The organism is Nocardiopsis sp. CNS-639, from assembly GCF_000381685.1.
Taxonomy (GTDB): Bacteria; Actinomycetota; Actinomycetes; order Streptosporangiales; family Streptosporangiaceae; genus Nocardiopsis; species Nocardiopsis dassonvillei.
On the sequence record NZ_KB906877.1, the window covers coordinates 1 to 18,759 of the forward strand.

At 71.5% G+C, this 18,759-nt stretch carries 18 protein-coding genes; 8 read left to right on the forward strand and 10 right to left on the reverse strand.

Translation table 11 applies throughout. The features are described from left to right. Positions 1 to 60 precede the first annotated feature (60 nt). On the reverse strand, positions 61 to 996 hold the full coding sequence (locus G011_RS0125460) for a cytochrome c (RefSeq protein ID WP_019610936.1): 936 nt from the start codon (positions 994 to 996) through the stop codon (positions 61 to 63). 17 nt (positions 997 to 1,013) lie between these two features. Continuing rightward, positions 1,014 to 1,571: a heme-copper oxidase subunit III gene (locus tag G011_RS0125465; RefSeq protein WP_210746207.1), complete on the reverse strand. Its 558-nt coding sequence runs from the start codon at positions 1,569 to 1,571 to the stop codon at positions 1,014 to 1,016. A 547-nt stretch (positions 1,572 to 2,118) separates the two neighbouring features. Here G011_RS0125465 and G011_RS0125470 point away from each other — a divergent pair. Together G011_RS0125470 and trpD are read left to right on the forward strand one after the other, a co-directional pair. Further along, a complete protein-coding gene (locus G011_RS0125470; RefSeq protein ID WP_019610938.1) occupies positions 2,119 to 2,559 on the forward strand; it encodes a response regulator transcription factor in 441 nt (146 codons plus the stop codon). Positions 2,560 to 2,770: 211 nt separating this feature from the next. After that, entirely contained in the window at positions 2,771 to 3,883 is a 1,113-nt protein-coding gene (trpD, locus tag G011_RS0125475) for an anthranilate phosphoribosyltransferase (protein ID WP_019610939.1), read from the forward strand. A 94-nt stretch (positions 3,884 to 3,977) separates the two neighbouring features. Here the strand turns inward: trpD and G011_RS0125480 are convergent, their stop codons facing one another. From G011_RS0125480 to G011_RS0125495, 4 genes are all read right to left on the reverse strand, one after another. Beyond that, positions 3,978 to 4,409 (reverse strand): protein-tyrosine phosphatase family protein, encoded by a 432-nt coding sequence (locus tag G011_RS0125480; RefSeq protein ID WP_019610940.1) that lies wholly within the window; start codon positions 4,407 to 4,409, stop codon positions 3,978 to 3,980. Positions 4,410 to 4,415: 6 nt separating this feature from the next. Then, positions 4,416 to 4,691, reverse strand: a complete 276-nt coding sequence (locus G011_RS0125485; protein ID WP_013154155.1) for an Lrp/AsnC family transcriptional regulator — start codon at positions 4,689 to 4,691, stop codon at positions 4,416 to 4,418. A 76-nt stretch (positions 4,692 to 4,767) separates the two neighbouring features. Further along, positions 4,768 to 5,532, reverse strand: a complete 765-nt coding sequence (locus tag G011_RS0125490; RefSeq protein WP_013154156.1) for a rhomboid family intramembrane serine protease — start codon at positions 5,530 to 5,532, stop codon at positions 4,768 to 4,770. After that, on the reverse strand, positions 5,510 to 7,294 hold the full coding sequence (locus G011_RS0125495; RefSeq protein WP_026338655.1) for a DEDD exonuclease domain-containing protein: 1,785 nt from the start codon (positions 7,292 to 7,294) through the stop codon (positions 5,510 to 5,512). Before G011_RS0125495 ends, G011_RS0125490 begins: the two co-directional genes overlap by 23 nt. Before the next feature lie 131 nt (positions 7,295 to 7,425). Here G011_RS0125495 and G011_RS0125500 point away from each other — a divergent pair, with 131 nt between their 5' ends. The 5 genes from G011_RS0125500 to G011_RS0125520 all read left to right on the forward strand — a co-directional run bounded on the left by G011_RS0125500 (position 7,426) and on the right by G011_RS0125520 (position 13,246). Beyond that, on the forward strand, positions 7,426 to 7,707 hold the full coding sequence (locus tag G011_RS0125500) for a hypothetical protein (RefSeq protein WP_013154158.1): 282 nt from the start codon (positions 7,426 to 7,428) through the stop codon (positions 7,705 to 7,707). After that, a complete protein-coding gene (locus G011_RS0125505; protein WP_019610943.1) occupies positions 7,704 to 9,134 on the forward strand; it encodes an NYN domain-containing protein in 1,431 nt (476 codons plus the stop codon). Before G011_RS0125500 ends, G011_RS0125505 begins: the two co-directional genes overlap by 4 nt. A 368-nt stretch (positions 9,135 to 9,502) precedes the next feature. Next, positions 9,503 to 10,507, forward strand: coding sequence for an NlpC/P60 family protein (locus tag G011_RS0125510; RefSeq protein ID WP_026338656.1), 1,005 nt, complete (start codon positions 9,503 to 9,505; stop codon positions 10,505 to 10,507). 402 nt (positions 10,508 to 10,909) lie between these two features. Then, complete coding sequence (locus tag G011_RS0125515; protein ID WP_019610945.1) at positions 10,910 to 11,959, forward strand: C40 family peptidase; 1,050 nt, start codon at positions 10,910 to 10,912, stop codon at positions 11,957 to 11,959. Positions 11,960 to 12,091: 132 nt separating this feature from the next. Further along, on the forward strand, positions 12,092 to 13,246 hold the full coding sequence (locus G011_RS0125520; protein WP_019610946.1) for a glycosyltransferase family 4 protein: 1,155 nt from the start codon (positions 12,092 to 12,094) through the stop codon (positions 13,244 to 13,246). On the opposite strand, the gene G011_RS0125525 is transcribed toward G011_RS0125520, so the two are convergent. The 4 genes from G011_RS0125525 to coxB form a co-directional block, all read right to left on the reverse strand. Next, positions 13,243 to 14,541, reverse strand: coding sequence for an Ig-like domain-containing protein (locus tag G011_RS0125525; protein ID WP_019610947.1), 1,299 nt, complete (start codon positions 14,539 to 14,541; stop codon positions 13,243 to 13,245). The two genes, G011_RS0125520 and G011_RS0125525, sit on opposite strands and share 4 nt — an antisense overlap. A gap of 327 nt (positions 14,542 to 14,868) precedes the next feature. Continuing rightward, positions 14,869 to 15,294: a cytochrome c oxidase subunit 4 gene (locus G011_RS0125530; RefSeq protein WP_013154164.1), complete on the reverse strand. Its 426-nt coding sequence runs from the start codon at positions 15,292 to 15,294 to the stop codon at positions 14,869 to 14,871. Between the two features lie 6 nt (positions 15,295 to 15,300). Further along, positions 15,301 to 16,977, reverse strand: coding sequence for a cytochrome c oxidase subunit I (gene ctaD / locus G011_RS0125535; RefSeq protein ID WP_026338657.1), 1,677 nt, complete (start codon positions 16,975 to 16,977; stop codon positions 15,301 to 15,303). Further along, the gene (coxB, locus tag G011_RS0125540; RefSeq protein WP_019610949.1) at positions 16,974 to 17,867 is read right to left on the reverse strand and encodes a cytochrome c oxidase subunit II; all 894 of its coding nucleotides are present in this window, start codon (positions 17,865 to 17,867) and stop codon (positions 16,974 to 16,976) included. The genes ctaD and coxB overlap by 4 nt, the downstream gene beginning before the upstream one ends. A gap of 537 nt (positions 17,868 to 18,404) precedes the next feature. On the opposite strand from coxB, the gene G011_RS0125545 reads away from it, so the two are divergent. After that, entirely contained in the window at positions 18,405 to 18,653 is a 249-nt protein-coding gene (locus G011_RS0125545; RefSeq protein ID WP_019610950.1) for a sulfurtransferase TusA family protein, read from the forward strand. The last annotated feature ends 106 nt before the right edge of the window (positions 18,654 to 18,759 follow it).

The window sequence follows — 18,759 nt, forward strand, 5'->3', positions numbered from 1 at the left end:
GGGGTGCCGACCACGCGTTCGGGCGTGGCCTCTCCCCCGCTGCTGTCGTTGCTGTTGTTCTCAGTCATGAGCTCGCTGCTTCGCGGTGATCCAGATCGCGCAGGCAATGATCAAAGCGAGTCCGACGACCCAGCTGATGAGGCCTTCGGCCACCTGCCCGATGCGATTGAGGTGGAAGACGCCACCGGCGTTGGGTTCGGCCTGGAGCGTCTTGATATAGGAGATCAACTCCTGCTTCTCCTCCGGCTCGATCACCGTGTCACTGAACATCGGCATCGCACCCGGACCACTGACCATCGCCTCATAGATCTGACGCGCGGACGCGTCATGAATCTCCGGAGCCCAACGACCATCGGTCAACGCACCGCCACCACCAGACCAACCATGGCAGTGCGCACAGTTGGTCAGATACAGACGCATACCCATGTCGGTGTTGTCGGCGCCCTGAACATACGACTCGTACTCGGCCTCGAACTCCTCAAGCGCCGCCTCATAGGAAGCCTCGTCCTCGAACTCCCCACGCTCGGGCGCCTCACCCGGAACGTCATAGGGAATATCGGGACCACCGGTCCTGATCTGCGCGTTGTAGTACGCGATCAGATCCTGCAGATCCTCCTCCGACATCGCCATCGGCTTGCGCGGCATCTGCGCGTCGGGGTTCATCGACGGCATACGCCCCGTGCTGACCTGGAAGTCAATGGCCGCGGCACCCGAATCACGGATGTCCGGACCCCGGGTGTACTCCCCGTCCTCGCCGTAACTACCACTGCCGTCGTAGTTGTGACAGGTCGCGCACGTCTGGTTGAAGATGTCCTCGCCGTTGGCCACATCGACCTCGTCCGCCGAGGGAGGACCATCAGCAGCCAGAGTCTGCGCCTGGGCCTGGTCCGCGGTGGGCGCCAAAGCGGCGTACCCCACCCCGAACAGGGCTAGCGCGAGGATGACGACGACATACCCCGCCAGGGGATGCCGCCGCCGCGCGGTAATCCATTTCACGGTTTCCCCGTTTCGGGTTACTGGATGAAGTAGATGGTGAAGAACAAAGCGATCCAGACCACATCGACGAAGTGCCAGTAGTAGGACACGACGATCGCGCTGGTCGCCTGCTGGTGGGTGAAGCGCTTCGCGGCGTACGTACGTCCCAACATGATGAGGAACGCGATCAGCCCACCGATGACATGGAGTCCGTGGAAGCCCGTGGTCAGGTAGAACATCGACCCGTAAGCGCTCGACTGAAGAGTCAGGCCCCCGTGGAAGATGAGCTCGTAGTACTCGTAGGCCTGCCCAAGGACGAAGAACAGGCCCATGAAGAACGTGATGAAGAACCACATACGCAGCTTCTTGACATCACCGCGCTCGGCGGCCCAGACGCCGGCCTGCGCGGTGAAGCTCGAAGCCACCAGGACCACGGTGATCGCCGACGCCCACGGCACGTTCAGGTGGGTGTCGGGCCACTGCCCCAGGTCGGGGTTTCCGTTGGTCACCGATCGGATCGTGAAGTACATCGCGAACAGCGCAGCGAAGAACATGAGCTCGTTGGCCAACCAAACGATGGTGCCAACGCTCACCAGGTCAGGACGCTTTGCCGCACCATGTGCTGGTGTCGGTGCTGATTTTGGGTTCGCGGTTGCTGTCGCCACGCCAGCATTATTACGGCATCTCGGAGAGGGCCGTACCCGACTCTCCGTAACAGGGCGGGTCAGACCCGGTACGGGGCGCCCTGGCACCCCGCGCGGCCTGCTGGCACCGGTCGATCGTGACTCGGGCGTTACTGTATCGGCTTTGCCCCTCTAGTCACACCAGCAACATACCCAGAGTGACCGAAATTCGGGATCCCCTGCGGCTGCGGCGATCCAGCGCCTCCCAGGTGACACTCCGACCTACGGCAGGTTACGGCCAGACATCAAGAAAATCACCTTTTGATAACAGGGCTTGGGGGTGGGGTTAGCCCGTGCTCTGAATGTGGTGGCCCAGGTCTCAGTACCCGGCACGCCCCCGGCCCCTCTCCTGTGCAGCGGAGCCGTGAGGCAATACAGTCAGAGGGCATACAGCCAACGAACGCCCCGGCCGCACCCCCGCGGCGACGGCCGCGGACAGAAGCGATGGGACGGTTGCGCGATGGTGGTCAGCGGTACGGACACGGGTGCCAGGATGCGCGTGCTGGTCTACAGCGACGACGCCGACACCCGCGAGCAGGTGCGACTGGCGGTCGGCCGGCGCCCCGCGGCCGACGTTCCCCTCGTGGAGTTCGTCGAGTGCGCGACCGCGCCCATGGTCCTGCGCAGGCTGGAGGACACCGACCCCTCCGCGCGCGTGGACGTGGCGATCTTCGACGGCGAGGCCTCCCCCGTCGGCGGGATGGGCCTGTGCCGCCAGGTCAAGGACGAGATCTACCGCTGCCCGCCGGTCCTGCTGCTGGTGGGACGGCGCGACGACGGCTGGCTGGCCACCTGGTCCCAGGCCGAGCAGGTCGTCAGCCACCCGATCGACCCCGTCGCGCTCGCCGAGGCCCTGGCCGAGCTCATGCGCCAGCGGGTCGCGGCGGCCCTGAACGGGTGACACGCGTGCGAGACGGTCTCGGAACGGGCCACCGCGGCGACGCGGAGCCGCGCCGCCGCCGCGCGGTGGGCGCGGCCCTGCACCACGGCGCCGACATCGGGCGATGGCGCGCTCACGCCACGCCCCTTCCCCCCGGCGCCTGAGGGCAACCCGCCCGCGCGCCGCGCCCCGGCCCCTTCCGTGCCCGTTCCTTCACCGTGGAGCAACCCAGATGAACGTCCCCGCCGCCCACTCCGCCGCCGGCTCCGGAGCCGCGAACTCCGACGAACGGTCCGCCGTGACCGAGCGGACCTGGTCCAACCTCATCACCGCCCTGCTGGGCGGACGGACCCTGAGCGCCGACGACACCGCGTGGGCGATGAACGAGATCATGTCCGAGGCCGCGACCGACGCCCAGATCGCCGGGTTCGCCATCGCGCTGCGCGCCAAGGGCGAGAGCGTGTCGGAGGTGACCGGCCTGGCCCGGGGCATGCTCGACAACGCCGTGCGCATCCACGTCCCCGGACCGACCCTGGACATCGTCGGCACCGGCGGCGACCGCGCGCACACCGTGAACGTGTCCACGATGGCGGCGATCGTGGCCTCGGCCGCGGGCGCCCGCGTGGTCAAGCACGGCAACCGGGCGGCGTCCTCCTCCTGCGGCACCGCCGACGTGCTGGAGCGCCTGGGCGTGGTCCTGGACCTGCCGCCGGAGCTGACCGTGCGGGTGGCCGAGGAGGCGGGCATCGCCTTCTGCTTCGCCCCGGTCTTCCACCCCTCGTTCCGCTTCACCGCCAAGCCCCGCCGTGAGCTGGCGGTGCCCACGGTGTTCAACTTCCTGGGCCCGCTGACCAACCCGGCCCAGCCCACCACCTCGGCCATCGGGGTGTTCGACGAGCGCATGTGCGAGGTGATCGCCGGGGTGTTCGCCCGCCGCGGCTCCTCGGCCCTGGTGTTCCGGGGCGACGACGGGCTGGACGAGCTGACCACCACGACCACCTCCACGGTGTGGGTGGTGGGCGACGGCCGGGCCCGGCGCGAGACGCTCGACCCCGCCGACCTGGGCATCGCCCGCTCACGTCCGGAGGACCTGCGCGGCGGCGACGTCGGGTTCAACGCCCAGGCCGTGCGCGACCTCCTGGCGGGCCGCACCGGCCCGGTGCGCGACGCCGTGCTGCTCAACGCGGGCGCCGCGCTGGCCGCCGTGGACGGCATCCGGGGACCCCTGCTGGAGTCGGTGCGCGACGGGTACGAGCGGGCCGCCGCGGCGGTGGACAGCGGCGCCGCCGAGCGCGCGCTGGAGCGCTGGGTGGAGACCAGCCAGCAGTACGCCAAGGCCCTGTGAACGCGCGTCGGGGGCGCGGCGGCGGGGAGACCCGGTGCCGCGCCCCCGGCGTTCGGCCCGCCCGCCGGGGCCGGTGGTCCGCCCCCGGCGGGTCTCAGGCCTCGAAGCGGGCCACGAAGCGGCGCTGCCAGGGGGTCTCCACCGCACGCGGCAGGTAGTGCGCGCGGACGTAGGCGACCGCCTCGCGCGCGGGGACCCCGTCCAGCACCGCCAGGCACGCCAGCGCCGTGCCGGTGCGCCCCTGGCCGCCGCCGCAGGCGACCTCGACGCGTTCGGCCCCGGCGCGCTCCCACGCCTCGCGCAGCGCCGCGCCCACGGCCGCGGGGTCGGAGGGCAGCCCGAAGTCCCGCCACCGCAGCCAGCGCCCCTCCCAGGGCACGGGCGCCGGTTCGCGGCCCAGCAGGTACAGCCCGAGGTCGGGCGGGGGTCCGGGCGGCAGCGGGCGCCTCAGGCCCCGGCCGCGCACCAGCCTGCCCGAGGGCAGGGCGAGGACCCCCGCCTCCTGCGCACTCCAGGTACCGGCCACGACCGGCTACCAGCCCAGGGCGAAGGCCGACTCCAGGTCGTGCCTGGAGTAGGCCTGGAAGGAGATGTGGGTGTCGGAGGAGAGGACGCCGGGCACCTTGTTCACCCGGCCGGGGATCACCTCGGCCAGGTCCTCGTGCTTGCGCACCCGCACCATGGCGATGAGGTCGACGCCGCCGGTGACCGAGTAGACCTCGCTCACCCCGTCGATCTCCGCGATCGCCCCGGCGACCTCGGGGATGCGGTGGACGTCGGCCTTGATCATGACGATCGCGGTGATCACTGTGCCTCCAGGGCGGTTCCTCGGAAAATGTCGGGACGGGCGCGACGGCCGCGCCGGGGCGCACCAGGGCGTGTGCCTAGTAGACGTCGGACAGCCGCGTCCCGGAGCGCCATCGCAGCCGGTAGACCACCAGTCCCACGACCACCCCCGCGACGAACCCGTACACGTGCGCCGCGTAGGCGACGCCGCCTCCGGCGCCGGGGGCGCTCGGTGTGGTGACGTAGAGAAGATACTGAAGAGCGAAGTAGCTGCCCACCACGGCCCACCCGGGCAGGCGCATCGGGATCACCCCGAACACCAGCGTGGTCACCCGGCTGCGGAACTGCACGACCAGGTAGGCGCCCAGCACGCCCGAGATGGCCCCGGAGGCGCCCACCATCGGCATGGCCGCGTCGACGTCGGTCAGCGCGAAGCCGTAGGCTGCGGCGACCCCGGTGGCCAGGTACAGCCCCGTGAAGCGCAGCTTGCCGATCCGGTCCTCCACCACGGGCCCGAACACGAACAGGTACACCAGGTTGCCGATCAGGTGCCCGGGCCCGCTGTGCAGGAACATCGAGCTGAACACCGAGAACCACACCGGCTTGCCGTCGAGCTGCCCGCACTCGGGGACCGCGTGCGGGACCAGGTCGGTCCGGCCCGTGATCTCGGCGGGCACCGCCCCCCAGTACATGAAGTAGTCCTGGATCGCGCAGAAGCGCTCGAACATGTCCGCCGGGTACCACACCGCGGTCAGCGCCTGCGGTGACACCAGGTAGACGAGGACGTTGACCGCGACCAGCGTGTACGAGACGACGGGGACGCGGCGGACGGGGTAGTCGTCATTGAGCGGAAGCGCGGCCATGGGCCCAGTGTGTCATCCCGGTGTGCGCCTCGGCGCTGCGCAACGGGCATGTCCACTCCCCGTCGATCTCGACCAGCCGCGTGGCGGGGTCGGCGAGCCAGTCCAGGACCAGCTCGGTCTCCCCCGGGAGCGCGCCGGGGCTGGGCCCGTGCCCGGCGGGCACGTACTCGGCGGTGGCCACGAGGGAGGCCAGGAACGCGGCGGGGTCGGTGCCCGGGCGCAGCACGGCGCTGGCGGCCAGGCGGCCGTGGCGGACCACGCAGGTCTCCCAGCCCGCGGCGGTGCGGCGGGAGGCGACCAGGTGCGCGACCGCGGCGATGGCCGACAGGCGCTGGGCCCGCCTGGCGCCGCGCAGGAACGCGGTGAGCCGGTCGCGCAGGTGCGCGGCCTCCTCGTAGCGCAGGTCCGCGGCGAGTTCGGCTATGCGCGCGGTGTGCGCGTCCACCACGGCGGCGGGGTCCCCGGTCATCGCGACGCGTGCGGCCTCGGCGTGCACCGCGTACTCGGCCTCGCTCTCGCTGCCGTCGCAGGGCGCGCCGCAGCGGCCCAGCTGGGCCATCACGCACGGGCCCGTCCACCGCGCGCCCGAGGTGACCACCTGCGGGGCGACGCGGGTCCCGCCGCCTTCCCCCGCGACCGTCTCCGGGGGCCGGAAGGTGTGCGCGCACTGGCGCAGCGGGAAGACGTGGAGCAGGGCCTCCCTGGCCCGCTCGGCCTCGCGGGGCGAGGCGTAGGGCCCGATGTGGGCCGCCCCGTCGCGGCTGACCGTGCGCACCACCGACAGGCGCGGGAAGGCGTCGGCGGTGAGCCGGACCCACGAGGCGCGCTCGGGGTTGCGCGAACGCCGGTTGTAGGGCGGTTTGCGTTCGGCGATGATGCGCAGCTCGCGGACGGAGGCCTCCAGCTCGCTGGAGCACACGATGGGGGTCACGCCCGCCACCAGGCCCGCCATCTCACGGATGCGCTGGCGGCTCTCGGCCGCGGTGAAGTAGGTGCGCACCCGGCGGCGCAGGTTCTTGCTCTTGCCGACGTAGAGGCTCTCCCCGCGGGCGTCGGTGAACACGTACACGCCCGGCTCCTCCGGCAGGTCCTCGGCCAGGTGGCGCCTGCTGCGCTGGGCCTTGGTGGGCGGCTTGGTGACCGCGCGCAGCTCCTCCACGCTGGACACGCCCATGGGGCGCAGGCGCTCCACGAGCCCGTGCAGGACGCCGACGGTGGCGCGGGCGTCCTCCAGGGCGCGGTGGTTGGGCGCGACCGGGACCCCGAAGTAGGCCGCCAGCGTGGCCAGCCGGTGGTTGCGCGTCTCGCCGCGCGCGAGCACGGCGCGGGCCAGGCGCAGCGTGTCCACGACCGGGTAGCCGGGCCAGTCCGTGCCGTGGCGCTCGCACGCGGCCTTGAGGAAGCCGGTGTCGAAGGGCGCGTTGTGGGCCACCAGCACGGTGTCGGGTTCGGCGTCCAGGAAGGCCAGCAGCCGGGGCAGGACCTCCTCCATCGGCGGGGCCGAGGCCACCATCGACTGGGTGATCCCCGTCAGGAGGGTGATGTTGGCCGGTATGGGGGTACCGGGATTGACCAGGGTGGCGAACTCGCCGACGACCTCGCCTCCGCGCACCCTGACCGCGCCGACCTCCGTGATCCGGGAGCCGCTCGCGCTGGTGCCGGTGGTCTCCAGGTCCAGCACCACGAAGGACGCCGCGGCCAACGGCGTACCGAGGTCGCTGATGCTGGTCTGGACGCCGGCGGGCGCCGCTTGTCGTACCACCCGGCCAGGGTAGTCGGCCGTGCGGACAACCTGGCGGAATACGGTCTGACCTGCCCGACATGCAAAGATGTGGGTCATCGGGGCGGCGGCGGGGCCGCCGCCCCTCCAGAGCACCAGACGAGGGAGGAACCGTGGGGATCGCGATGCCGGGTGACAGTGAGCGGTGGCGGTGCACCGGATGCGGCAATCTCACGCGGTTCGACGTGACCCGGACCGTGCGCTCCCAGGACTACGTCCACCTGGACCTGGCCGGTGAGGGCGGGGTCGAGGAGCGCACCGTGCTCTCCGAGACCATCGAGCGGGTGCGGTGCCGCTGGTGCGGCGCCACCGACAGCGTCGAGATCATCGCCCGCCCCGACGCCGACCGGTCGGTCCCCGGTTCCTCGGCGGAGAGCCCGACGGGTCGGGCATGAGCGCCCGCCCCGGTGCGGGCGGCGACTCCGACGGCGGCGATCCGCTCGACGGCGGCGTCCACCCGGCGGAGGACGGCGGCCACGGCGTCGGCGATGGCGGCGGTGACGGCAACGGCGGTGACGGCGGCGAACGGCTGGCCCGGCCGCTGCCCGAGCAGGTGCGCGCCCGGGTCGTCGAGTACGGCTCGGACGTGCTCGGCGGCATGCGCGCGAGCGACCTGCCCCCGCTGCTGCGCAGGGTCGCCAGGTTCGAGCCGCGCCGCAGGGCCCGGCTCGCCGGACCGCAGATCGCCGCCCAACTGGAGAACGACGAAACCTTCCGCGACATGGTCGCGGCCCGCGTCGACCAGGTGTGGCCCGAGCTGGCCGAGGGCCTGCGCTCGGGCGTGGTGCCCCCCGCGGCCGACCCCGTGGCCGTGGCCGCCTGCGCCTACCTGCTGCGGCCCCCGGGGTGGCCCGGCATCGTCGAGGACGTCCACCGGGAGCTGGAGCGCCAGACCAGCGCCAAGGAGGCGGACCAGGCCGCGGAGGCCCTGGACGCCGCCCGCCGCCAACTGGACGAGACCCGGCACGACCACCAGGAGGAGCTGGAGCGGCTGCGGTCCCAGATCAAGGCCCAGCGCACCGAGATCGCCGAGCTGCGCCGCAAGGTGCACACCGAGCGGCAGCGGGCCAAGGAGGCCACCGAGCGGGCCTCGCGGGCGCTGACCGAGACGGCCGGACGCGAGTCGGAGTCCGCCGCGCGGGTCAGCGCGCTGGAGTCGCAGAACCGGCGGCTGAGATCGAGGCTGGCCACGGCCGAGGCCCAGCTGGACAACGCCCGGCGGGCGGTGCGCGCCGGACGCAACGCCGACGAGGCGCGGCTGCGCGTGCTGCTGGACGTACTGGTGGAGGCCTCCCACGGCCTGCGCCGCGAACTGGCGCTGCCCACCGTCCTGGACAGCCCCGCCGACCTGGTGGCCGAGACCGAGCAGCAGCGGCGGGTGTCCCTGGGCGGGCTGCCCGACGACGACCCCGGCCTGCTGGAGCACCTGCTCACCGCGCCCCGGGTGCACCTGCTGGTGGACGGCTACAACGTCACCAAGACCGGCTACGGAACCCTCCCCCTGGCCGACCAGCGCACCCGGCTGATGAACTCCCTGGAGGGACTGGCCAGCCGGACCAAGGCCGAGATCACGTGCGTGTTCGACGGCGCGGACGTGGACACCCCGCCGGTGATGGCGGCGGCGCGCCGGGTACGGCTGTTGTTCAGCGCGCCCGGGGAGACCGCGGACGAGCTGATCGTGCGGCTGGTGCGCGCCGAACCCCCGGGGCGGCCGATCGCGGTGGTCACCTCCGACCGCGAGATCGTGACGGCGGTGCGCCGCGCTGGGGCGCGCGCGGTGCCCTCGACGATCTTCCTGCGCCGCCTGGAGTCGCACGGCTGACGGGGCCGGGCGCCCGCCGCGGGGGCGGGCGCGGCCCGGCACGGGCGTCACGGGGACACACCCACCCCAGCCGTTACCCATTCGTTACCCCGCTCGACCCGCGGCTCACTCCCAGGAACGACACGCCCGCCGCGGACCGCGGCGCGCACTGTGAACACCGGCACGTACAGGGCTCCGTGGTTGAGCTGTGCAGAACGGTCCGCTAGGTTCTTCCCGGAACGTGAGTGCTCCACCGGACAGCAAGGCCGCGTCTGAGCCCGCCGGTCGGGACCCGCACACTCACCCGCCCGCGCCCCCGCGCGGGCCCCGTCCCTGTTCTCCCCGCACCCCTATGCGGACTTGCCCGACCCCAAGGAGCGTGGACCGCCATGAAGAACCCCGGTGGACGACGTACGGCTCGCCGATTCGCCGCTACGACCGGAATCAGCGCGGTCGTCGCGGGCACCATGCTCGTCCCGGGCACCGCCTACGCGGAGCCGACCCAGGACGAGGTCGAAGACAAGATCGAGGAGCTGCGCGAGGAGGTCTCCACCGCGGTCGAGGAGTACAACCAGGCCAAGGAGGACCACGACGTCGCCGAGACCCTCTACGAGGACCTCGACGAGCAGGTCGGCGACGAGGAGGAGCGCTACGAGGAGCTGCGCACCAAGGTGCAGGAGCTCGCCAGCGCCACCTACCAGTCCGGCGACCTGGACTCCATGGCCAACATCCTCTCCTCCGAGGGCCCCGAGAGCCTGCTGGAGCAGAACGCCGACCTGAACTACCTGTCGGAGGCCCAGAAGGCCCAGCTCGACGAGTTCGGCGCCTCCCACGAGCGGCTGTTCGCCCTCAAGGACGAGGCCGAGGAGGCCCTGGAGGAGGCCGAGACCGCGCTGGAGGAGGCCGAGGAGGCCAAGACCAGCGTCGAGGAGAAGCTGGAGGAGCAGGAGACGCTCCTGGCCCAGTTCCCCGACTCCGACCCGGCCGCCGAGGGCGCCGACGGCAGCGGCGGCCAGTCCTACACCGGCTCCGCCTCGGGCAGCGCGGGCGCGGCCCTGGACTTCGCCTACTCCAAGGTCGGGCTGCCCTACGTCTGGGGCGGCACCGGCCCCAACGGCTACGACTGCTCCGGCCTGGTCCAGGCCGCCTGGCGCGCGGGCGGCGTCGACCTGCCCCGCACCACCTACGCCCAGGCCGAGGTGGGCCAGCGCATCTACGACATGAACGCCCTCCAGCCCGGCGACATCATGTTCTTCTTCGGCGGCCTGACCCACGACGGGCTCTACGCCGGCAACGGCCAGATGGTGCACGCGCCCAGCAGCGGCCGCAACATCGAGGTCGTCGGCCTGGCCGCGTACTGGGCGAGCGAGTTCCAGTTCGCCGTCCGCCCGTAGGCAGTCCTCCTTCGGACCTCCGCTTCGCCGTGGTCCGTGCTCCGGGCGCCCGGAGCACGGGAACCATCCTCGGAGCACGCAGGGCCGTCACCCGCCGGGTGGCGGCCCTCCGCCGTTTAACGGACAACAGCCCGGTTTTCGGACACGCGGCGCCAACCGGTGGAACATCACGAAAAGGTTGAGAGCGACCCGGCGGATGCACTAGTGTTCATCGCCGAGCGCGGTTGCCACCTCATTCACCGCCCCCTGGCGGTGACGGCCGCGCCCCGGGCGGGCCGACCCCACCCCGCGGGTCACGGCCTCCCGCACCCTCCGGCCCCGCCCGGAAGGCCCCCAGCCCCCGCCCGGCGCATCCCCCGACCCTTCCCCACGGCATTGGGACAAGGGGAGAAAGGTCTACACGTGTTGGCATCCCGTCGCGTCCGCAGGCGCCGCACCGCGGCCCTCTCCTCCCTGACCGCAGCCGCCCTGCTGCTGCCCACCGCGGTGGCCCACGCCGATCCGACGGCCGAGGAGGTCCGCGAGGAGATCGAGGCCCTCGAAGAGGAGTACATCGAGCTCAACGCGGCCTACAACGAGGCCAAGGAGACGCACGAGGCCGCCCAGGAGGAGCTGGAGGGCATCCTGGAGGAGATCGAGGCCGCCGAGGAGAAGGTCGCCGAACTCGGCCTGGGCGCCCGCCGGCTCGCCAGCTCCACCTACACCGGCGTCGACTTCACCTCCTTCCACCAGCTGCTCAGCTCCACCGGCCCCGAGGACGCCCTGGCCCACCAGGCCGACCTGGACTACCTGTCGACCCAGAACGACGGCAACCTCGCGCAGTACGTCACCGAGCTGGAGAACCTGGAGGTCCTGGAGGCCGAGGCCAGCGCGACCGAGGAGGAGGCCGCCGAGGCCCTCAAGGAGGCCGAGGAGGCCACCGAGGCCGCCGAGGAGGCCATCGAGGAGCAGGAGGGGCTCCTCTCGGAGCTGACCGCCGAGGAGCAGGCGGCAGCCACCCAGAACGTCGGCCAGACCGGCGGCGGGAGCAGCGGAGGCGGAGGAGGCGGTGGGGGCGGAGGAGGCGGCAGCTACACCGGCCCCGCCACGGGCAGCGCCGCCACGGCACTGAACTTCGCCTACGCCCAGGTCGGCAAGCCCTACGTCTGGGGCGGCACCGGCCCCGGCGGCTACGACTGCTCCGGCCTGACCCAGGCCGCCTGGGCCGCCGCCGGCGTCAGCCTGCCCCGCACCACCTACCAGCAGGTCAACGCGGGCCAGCGGGTCTCCTGGGAGAACAAGCAGCCCGGCGACCTGCTCTTCTTCTACCCCGGCGGCAGCGGCCCCGAGCACGTGGGCCTGTACGCGGGCGACAACGTCATGGTGCACGCCTCCACCTCGGCCCGCCCCATCGGCACGGTCACCCTGAACGACTACTACCGCGCCAACTTCGTCACCGCCGTCCGCCCCTGACCGGCGCACGGCTCCCGGTGCCCCGCGACGCACGGCGTCGCGGGGCACCGCCGTCTCCGGGCCCGCCGCGCACCGGGGCCGGACCCGCGTGGAACACCCCCCGCCGCCCCCGCCGCGCCTAGACTCGCCCCTGTGCCGCGAACTCTGATCATCACCAACGACTTCCCGCCCAAGGCCGGTGGCATCGAGGCCTTCGTCCACGAGATGGCCCTGCGCCGCCCCCGCGGATCGGTCGTGGTCTACTGCTCCTCCCCCGCCCGGGCCGACGCCGCCGCCGACCCGCACTTCGACCTGCGCCAGCCCTTCCCCGTCGTGCGCGACGCCGCACGCGTCCTGCTGCCCACGCCCCGGGTGGCGCGGCGGGCACGCGCCATCGCCGACCTGGAGGGCTGCGACACCGTGCTCTACGGCGCCGCCGCCCCGCTGGGACTGCTCGCCGCCGGGCTGGGCGAGGGCACCCCCGTCAAGCGCCAGGTGGCCATCAGCCACGGCCACGAGACCTGGTGGGCCACCATGCCCGGATCCCGCGAGGCGCTGCGCCGCATCGGCGACACCACCGACACCGTCACCTACCTGGGCGAGTACACCCGGCGTCACCTGGCCCGGGCCCTGTCCCCCGACGCGGCCGCCCGCATGCGCCGGCTCACGCCCGGCGTGGACACCGAGGCCTTCCGGCCCGGCGCCGGTGGCGAGGAGGTCCGCGCGCGCCTGGGCCTGGGCGACCGCCCCGTGGTGCTGTGCGTGTCCCGGCTCGTACCGCGCAAGGGGCAGGACACCCTGATCCGCGCCTGGCCCCGCGTCCTGGCCGACGTGCCCGACGCGGTCCTGCTCGTCGTCGGCGACGGCCCCCACCGCCGGAGCCTGCTCTCGGCCGCGCGCGGAATGGACTCGGTGGTCTTCACCGGCTCGGTCCCCCATCGGGACCTGCCGCCCTACTACGACGCCGCCGACGTGTTCGCCATGCCCTGCCGCAGCCGCAAGGGCGGCCTGGAGGCCGAGGGGCTGGGCATCGTCTACCTGGAGGCCTCGGCCTGCGGCCTGCCCGTGGTCGCGGGCGACTCCGGGGGCGCACCCGCCACGGTCCGGGACGGCGAGACCGGCCTGGTCGTGGACGGATCCCTGCCCGGCCCCTCCGCGCGCGCACTCATCGCCCTGCTGAAGGACCCCGAGCGCGCCGCCCAGATGGGCGCACGCGGCCGCGCGTGGGTGAGCCGTGAGTGGACCTGGGAGCACACCGCCAGGCGCCTGGACGCCCTCCTGGAGGGCTCCCCGGACCTGCCCGCCTAGTTTCCCTCGCCGTGCACGGAACCGGGGGTGCCCGACCCGTCGGTCACCTGCGGCTCACCGGTGGCGCTGTGGGACAGCCACTCGTCCCAGGAGCGCTGCCAAAAACCCCAGCCGTTGTCCCACTCCAGCTCCCGGTCGGTCCCGGTGGTCTCCAGGACGTCGCCCATCAGGGAGTTCTCGTAGAACCAGCGGGCGTCCTCCACCGACATGTTCGTGCAGCCGTTGGAGGTGTTGGCAGACCCGATCCGGTCGTTCCAGGGGGCGGCGTGGGCGAACTCGCCGCTGTTGGAGGTGCGCACCGCCCAGTCCACGTCCAGCTTGTAGTAGTCGGGCGAGTCCTCGGGGATGCCCAGGGTGGCCGCGTCCATGACCAGGGACTCGTACTTCTCCATGGTCAGGTGCGTCCCCGAGGTGGTGGTGTTGAAGCGCTTGGAGGCCTCGCCGTTGCTCACGGGGATGGTGCGCGCGGGCTCGCCGTCGATCTCCACCAGCATCTCGTGGTCGGGCACGTGCATGGTCGAGACCATCTCGCGGCCGACCTCGAACTCCAGGCGGTGGTTCTCGATCCCGTAGACGCCCTCGGAGGCCTCCACCCCCGACAGGCGCATGTCCACGCTGACCTGCTGGTGGGGCTCCCAGTACTCGCGGGGGCGAAACACCGCGGTCTTGTCGCCGACCCAGTTCCAGGCGCCCTCCACCTCCTGCTCGGAGGTCACCTCCATGGAGTTCTCCACCTGGGCCTTGTTGGTCACCGGCAGGTCGAAGTTGACGATGACCGGCATGCCCACGCCGACGGTGTCGCCGGAGGTGGGGAAGTTCGAGGCCAGTTCGAGGCGCTGACCGGGCACGGCCTCCTTCGTGGAGAACTCCACGACCGTCTCGGAGGCCTCACCGGCGTCGTCCTCGGCGGTGGCGCGGACGGTGACCGCCGAGCCCGGGTCCAGGTTCCAGTCGCTCACCCACCGGGTGCCGTCCTCGCTCAGGGTGCCGGTGAACTCCCACCGCTCGGCGTCCCCGGCCGCCCCGGTGTCCCCGCCCTCCTCCGCGGAGGGGGCCTGCTCGACGCGGACGTCGGTGAGCGAGCCCTCCTCCACCGACACCCGCACCGGGGTGTCGGGGGCGACGGAGGAGGCCCCCTCCTCGGGGGTGACGCTGATCCGCGGCCCGGTCTGGGCCTCCTCGCTGGGAGCCGCCGCGGGCTCCTGCCGGGCGGGGCCGGTGCAGGCCGTCGCGGCGAGCGCGACCGCGACGGCGGCCGCCGCCAGGCCGCGGGGTGTGCGGACTCGTCCCTTCACGCCAAGGACCTCCAGCGTCCGTTGCGACGGGACCTCGGCGCGCGGGGCGCACCCGTGTCCGCGGTGCCCTGTCAGGTCAAGTGCAGGAAAACCCTACCCCGGTGTGAGGTCATGACACGGGCCCCGGGTCGGAGTGCGAGAAGTCATGACACGCACACCGGGGTCGGAGTGCGCGAGGTCATGACACGGCCCCCGGACGGCAGCGCCGACGGCCGCGTCACGCGGGGTCCGCGTTCCGGGCCGTGACGACGAAGACGGCCGGACGCGTCCCCCTGGACGCGTCCGGCCGTCGGGCGGGGGCCGCCGCGCGGCGCGGCGGCCGTCCCCCTAGTGCTGGAACTCGTTGCGGTAGTACTCGAAGATCCAACCGATGGCGGTGAGGATGATGGCGAAGGCGCCGATGAACACCATCCACCAGCCGATCGCCACGCCCACCGCGGTGAACGCCACGGCCAGCGCCACCCACAGCGGCCACGCGCTGTGCGGGCTGAAGAAGCCGTACTCGCCGGAGTTCTCGGAGATCTCCCCGTCCAGCCGCTCCTCCGCGGGAAGCCCGTGGAAGTGCTCGCTGCGACGGGCCGCCTGCCAGAGCCAGAAGCCGATCATCCAACCGAAGCCGATGGAGACCACCAGGGCGGTGGTGCCCGTCCACTCGATCGTGCCGGTGTCCTGCCAGGACCAGTACACGTACAGGGCGGCGGCCAGACCGAAGAAGGTCGAGACGCCCATGAACAGATAGGCCTGCGTCTTCATTGCGCCCTACTCCTTCGTGGCGCCCACCGGGACGGCGCCCGGGGCGGCGGCGTGCGGGTGGTTCAGGTCGAACGCGGGACGCTCGGAGCGGATCCGCGGCAGCGACGTGAAGTTGTGCCGCGGCGGCGGGCAGGACGTGGCCCACTCCAGCGAGCAGCCGTAGCCCCACGGGTCGTCCACGGTGACCAGCGGCGCCTTCTTGGAGGTGACGTACATGTTCCAGAAGAAGATCAGCGTCGAGGCCGCCAGCACGAACGAGGAGACCGAGGAGATCTGGTTGAGCTCGGTGAAGCCGTCACTGGGCAGGTAGTCGGCGTAGCGGCGCGGGAAACCCGCCGCACCCAGCCAGTGCTGCACCAGGAACGTGCCGTGGAAGCCCAGGAAGAGCAGCCAGAAGTGGAACTTGCCCAGACCCTCGTGGAGCATCGTCCCGGTGAACTTGGGCCACCAGAAGTAGAAGCCCGCGAACATCGCGAACACCACCGTGCCGAACACCACGTAGTGGAAGTGGGCCACCACGAAGTAGGAGTCGGTGACGTGGAAGTCGATCGGCGGGGAGGCCAGCAGCACACCGGTCAGACCGCCGAACAGGAAGGTCACCAGGAACCCGATCGAGAACAGCATCGGCGTCTCGAAGGTGATCTGGCCCCGCCACATCGTGCCGATCCAGTTGAAGAACTTCACGCCGGTCGGCACCGCGATGAGGAAGCTCATGAACGAGAAGAACGGCAGCAGCACCGCGCCGGTCGGGAACATGTGGTGGGCCCACACGGTGACCGACAGGCCCGTGATGGCGATGGTCGCCGCCACCAGCCCCTTGTAGCCGAAGATCGGCTTGCGGCTGAACACCGGCAGGATCTCGGTCACGATGCCGAAGAACGGCAGCGCGATGATGTACACCTCGGGGTGGCCGAAGAACCAGAACAGGTGCTGCCACAGGATGGCGCCGCCGTGCTCGGCGTTGAACACCTGCGTGCCGACCATGCGGTCCGCGCCCAGCGCGATCAGGGCCGCCGTCAGCACGGGGAACGCGATGAGCACCAGCACGCTGGTGAGCAGGGTGTTCCAGGTGAAGATCGGCATGCGGAACATCGTCATACCGGGCGCGCGCATGCACAGGCCGGTGGTGATGAAGTTGACCGCGCCCAGGATGGTGCCCAGACCCGAGACCACCAGGCCCAGGATCCACAGGTCACCGCCCAGACCCGGCGAACGCACCGCGTCCGACAGGGGCGTGTAGGCGAACCAGCCGAAGCTGGCCGCGCCGCCCGGGGTCAGGAACCCGCTGATGGCGATGAGGCTGCCGAACAGGAACAGGTAGTAGCTGAACAGGTTCATCCTCGGGAACGCCACGTCGGGCGAACCGATCTGCAACGGCATGATCACGTTCGAGAACCCGACGAACAGCGGGGTCGCGAACATCAGCAGCATGATCGTGCCGTGCATGGTGAACAGCTGGTTGAACTGCTCGTTGGACATCGCCTGCATGCCCGGGAAGAACAGCTCGATGCGCATGAGCACCGCGAGCAGACCACCGAAGAGGAAGAACACGAAGGAGGTGATCAGGTACATGTACCCGATGACCTTGTGGTCGGTGGACGTCATCCATTTGACGATCATCGACCCCTTGCGCGACGGTGCCTGACCGCCCGCGAGAGTGGGGCTTGACGTGGTGGTGCTCATGACTGCTCATTCTCCTCGGCGTCGGACGCGCCGGAACCGGTGTCCTGCTCGTCGGTACCGGAGCCCTCGGCCTCGGAGCCGCTGCCGGTGCCCTCCTCGTCGGTGCCGGCGCCCTCGGCGCCCGCACCCTCGGCACCGGAGCCCTCACCGGAGTCCGGCGTGTCGCCGGTGTCGGCGGCCTCCAGCTCGGCCTCCTCGGCGGCCTGCTGCTGCTCGGCGGCCCAGGCGTCGTACTCGTCCTGGGGCAGGACCTGGACGTTGAAGAGCATGCGGGCGTGGTCCACACCGCACAGCTCGGCGCAGCGGCCGACGTACTCGCCCGCGGTGCCCTCGTTGATGTCGGCCTGGAAGGCGTTGTCCCGACCGGGGATGACGTCCATCTTGAAACCGAACTCGGGGATCCAGAACGAGTGGATGACGTCCGGCGAGTGCAGGTCGAAGTGGACGGTCGCGCCCTCGGGCAGCACCAGGGTCGTCTGGGTGGAGGGGTCGGCGGTGCCGTCCGGGTTGGGGATACCCGTCTCGGAGAAGAGCACCTCCCCGCCGTTCTCCTTCTTGTCGTCGAGGTAGTTGAACTGCCAGGCCCATTGGAAGGCCACGACCTCGATGTTGACGTCCGCCGGCTCGTCGGTGTCGAGCAGGATCGCCTGGTCCCGGGCGGTGAAGAAGAACAGCACCGAGATGATGACGATCGGCAGCACGGTGTAGAGCGCTTCGATGGGCATGTTGTACCGCACCTGCGGCGGCAACTGCTCAGAGCGCTTGCGGTGGAAGATGACCGACCAGACGATCAGCCCCCACACGAGAATGCCGACCGCGAAAGCCGCCACCCAGGAGCCCTGCCAGAGCGAGAGAACACGCTCGGCCTGGTTGGTGATCGGCTCCGGCATGCCCAAACGAGTGAGATCGTTCGACGCGCAGCCGGTCGCGGCCAGCCCCAGCACGGCGAGCGCGGCGCCGCGTGGTGCCCATCGGCGCAGGTTGCGGCGCCGATTCTCTTGGCGGGTCGGACTCACGGATTGCCTTCCCAGCGGTGTAGCCCGTGGAACCTCCACGGGCGGCCTAAGTATCCAAAGCTTTTCAGGGGGAAACATTATCGCGAACCGCCCAGCGCCCAGTTCAGGGGCTTGCCTGGTCAGCGTGTTGCCGACCTCCCTGAGCGGAGCTGGCGGCGGTACGTGGAGCCGGGCCCGTTCGCCCGCGGAGGATGACCCTCCCGGCTGGCTACGGAGCGCGGCCCGGCGTTCCCCCGGGCCCTCCTCCCCGATCGCGCCCCTTCCGCCTCTCGGGGGCGGCGTGGACGTTTCACGAGGGAGAGAACAAGGTGAGCGTATCGCTGGATTTACGACGCCCTTAACCGGGTTCGCCTTAGGGGCGGGACCAGGTCAGGATGGTCATCACCAGACGACGACACACGGGGGTTTTCCGTGCCCGAGTACCCGCCCCGGCCTCCCCTGGTCACCGTGGAGGCGGTGGGCCGCAAGTGCCCCATCCCGATCATCATGCTCGCCGCCAGGCTGCACGAGGTGCCCATAGGCGCGGTCATCGCGGTCACCGCGGACGACCCCGCCGCCAGCGCGGACATCCCCGCCTGGTGCCGGATGAAGATGCACGAGTTCGTCGCGGAGCAGCCCCTGGCGCGGGGCAGCGCCTTCCACATCCGGCGCATGTACTGACCCGGCACCGTCGGCCGTCCCGCGCCCGGGGGCAGGGCGGGGACCGGGCCTGGGCAGGGAGTTAAGAGGAGGGCCGAAAACCCGCGCCACGCGGCCCGGGAGTTCC

Excerpts from the sequence above, each read along its gene's own strand:
- G011_RS0125470 (WP_019610938.1), top strand. The coding sequence starts at position 2,119 with ATGGTGGTCAGCGGTACGGACACGGGTGCCAGGATGCGCGTGCTGGTC.
- trpD (WP_019610939.1), top strand. The coding sequence starts at position 2,771 with ATGAACGTCCCCGCCGCCCACTCCGCCGCCGGCTCCGGAGCCGCGAAC.
- G011_RS0125490 (WP_013154156.1), bottom strand. The coding sequence starts at position 5,532 with ATGGCCGCGCTTCCGCTCAATGACGACTACCCCGTCCGCCGCGTCCCC.
- G011_RS0125505 (WP_019610943.1), top strand. The coding sequence starts at position 7,704 with ATGAGCGCCCGCCCCGGTGCGGGCGGCGACTCCGACGGCGGCGATCCG.
- G011_RS0125510 (WP_026338656.1), top strand. The coding sequence starts at position 9,503 with ATGAAGAACCCCGGTGGACGACGTACGGCTCGCCGATTCGCCGCTACG.
- G011_RS0125530 (WP_013154164.1), bottom strand. The coding sequence starts at position 15,294 with ATGAAGACGCAGGCCTATCTGTTCATGGGCGTCTCGACCTTCTTCGGT.
- ctaD (WP_026338657.1), bottom strand. The coding sequence starts at position 16,977 with ATGAGCACCACCACGTCAAGCCCCACTCTCGCGGGCGGTCAGGCACCG.
- coxB (WP_019610949.1), bottom strand. The coding sequence starts at position 17,867 with ATGCCGGAGCCGATCACCAACCAGGCCGAGCGTGTTCTCTCGCTCTGG.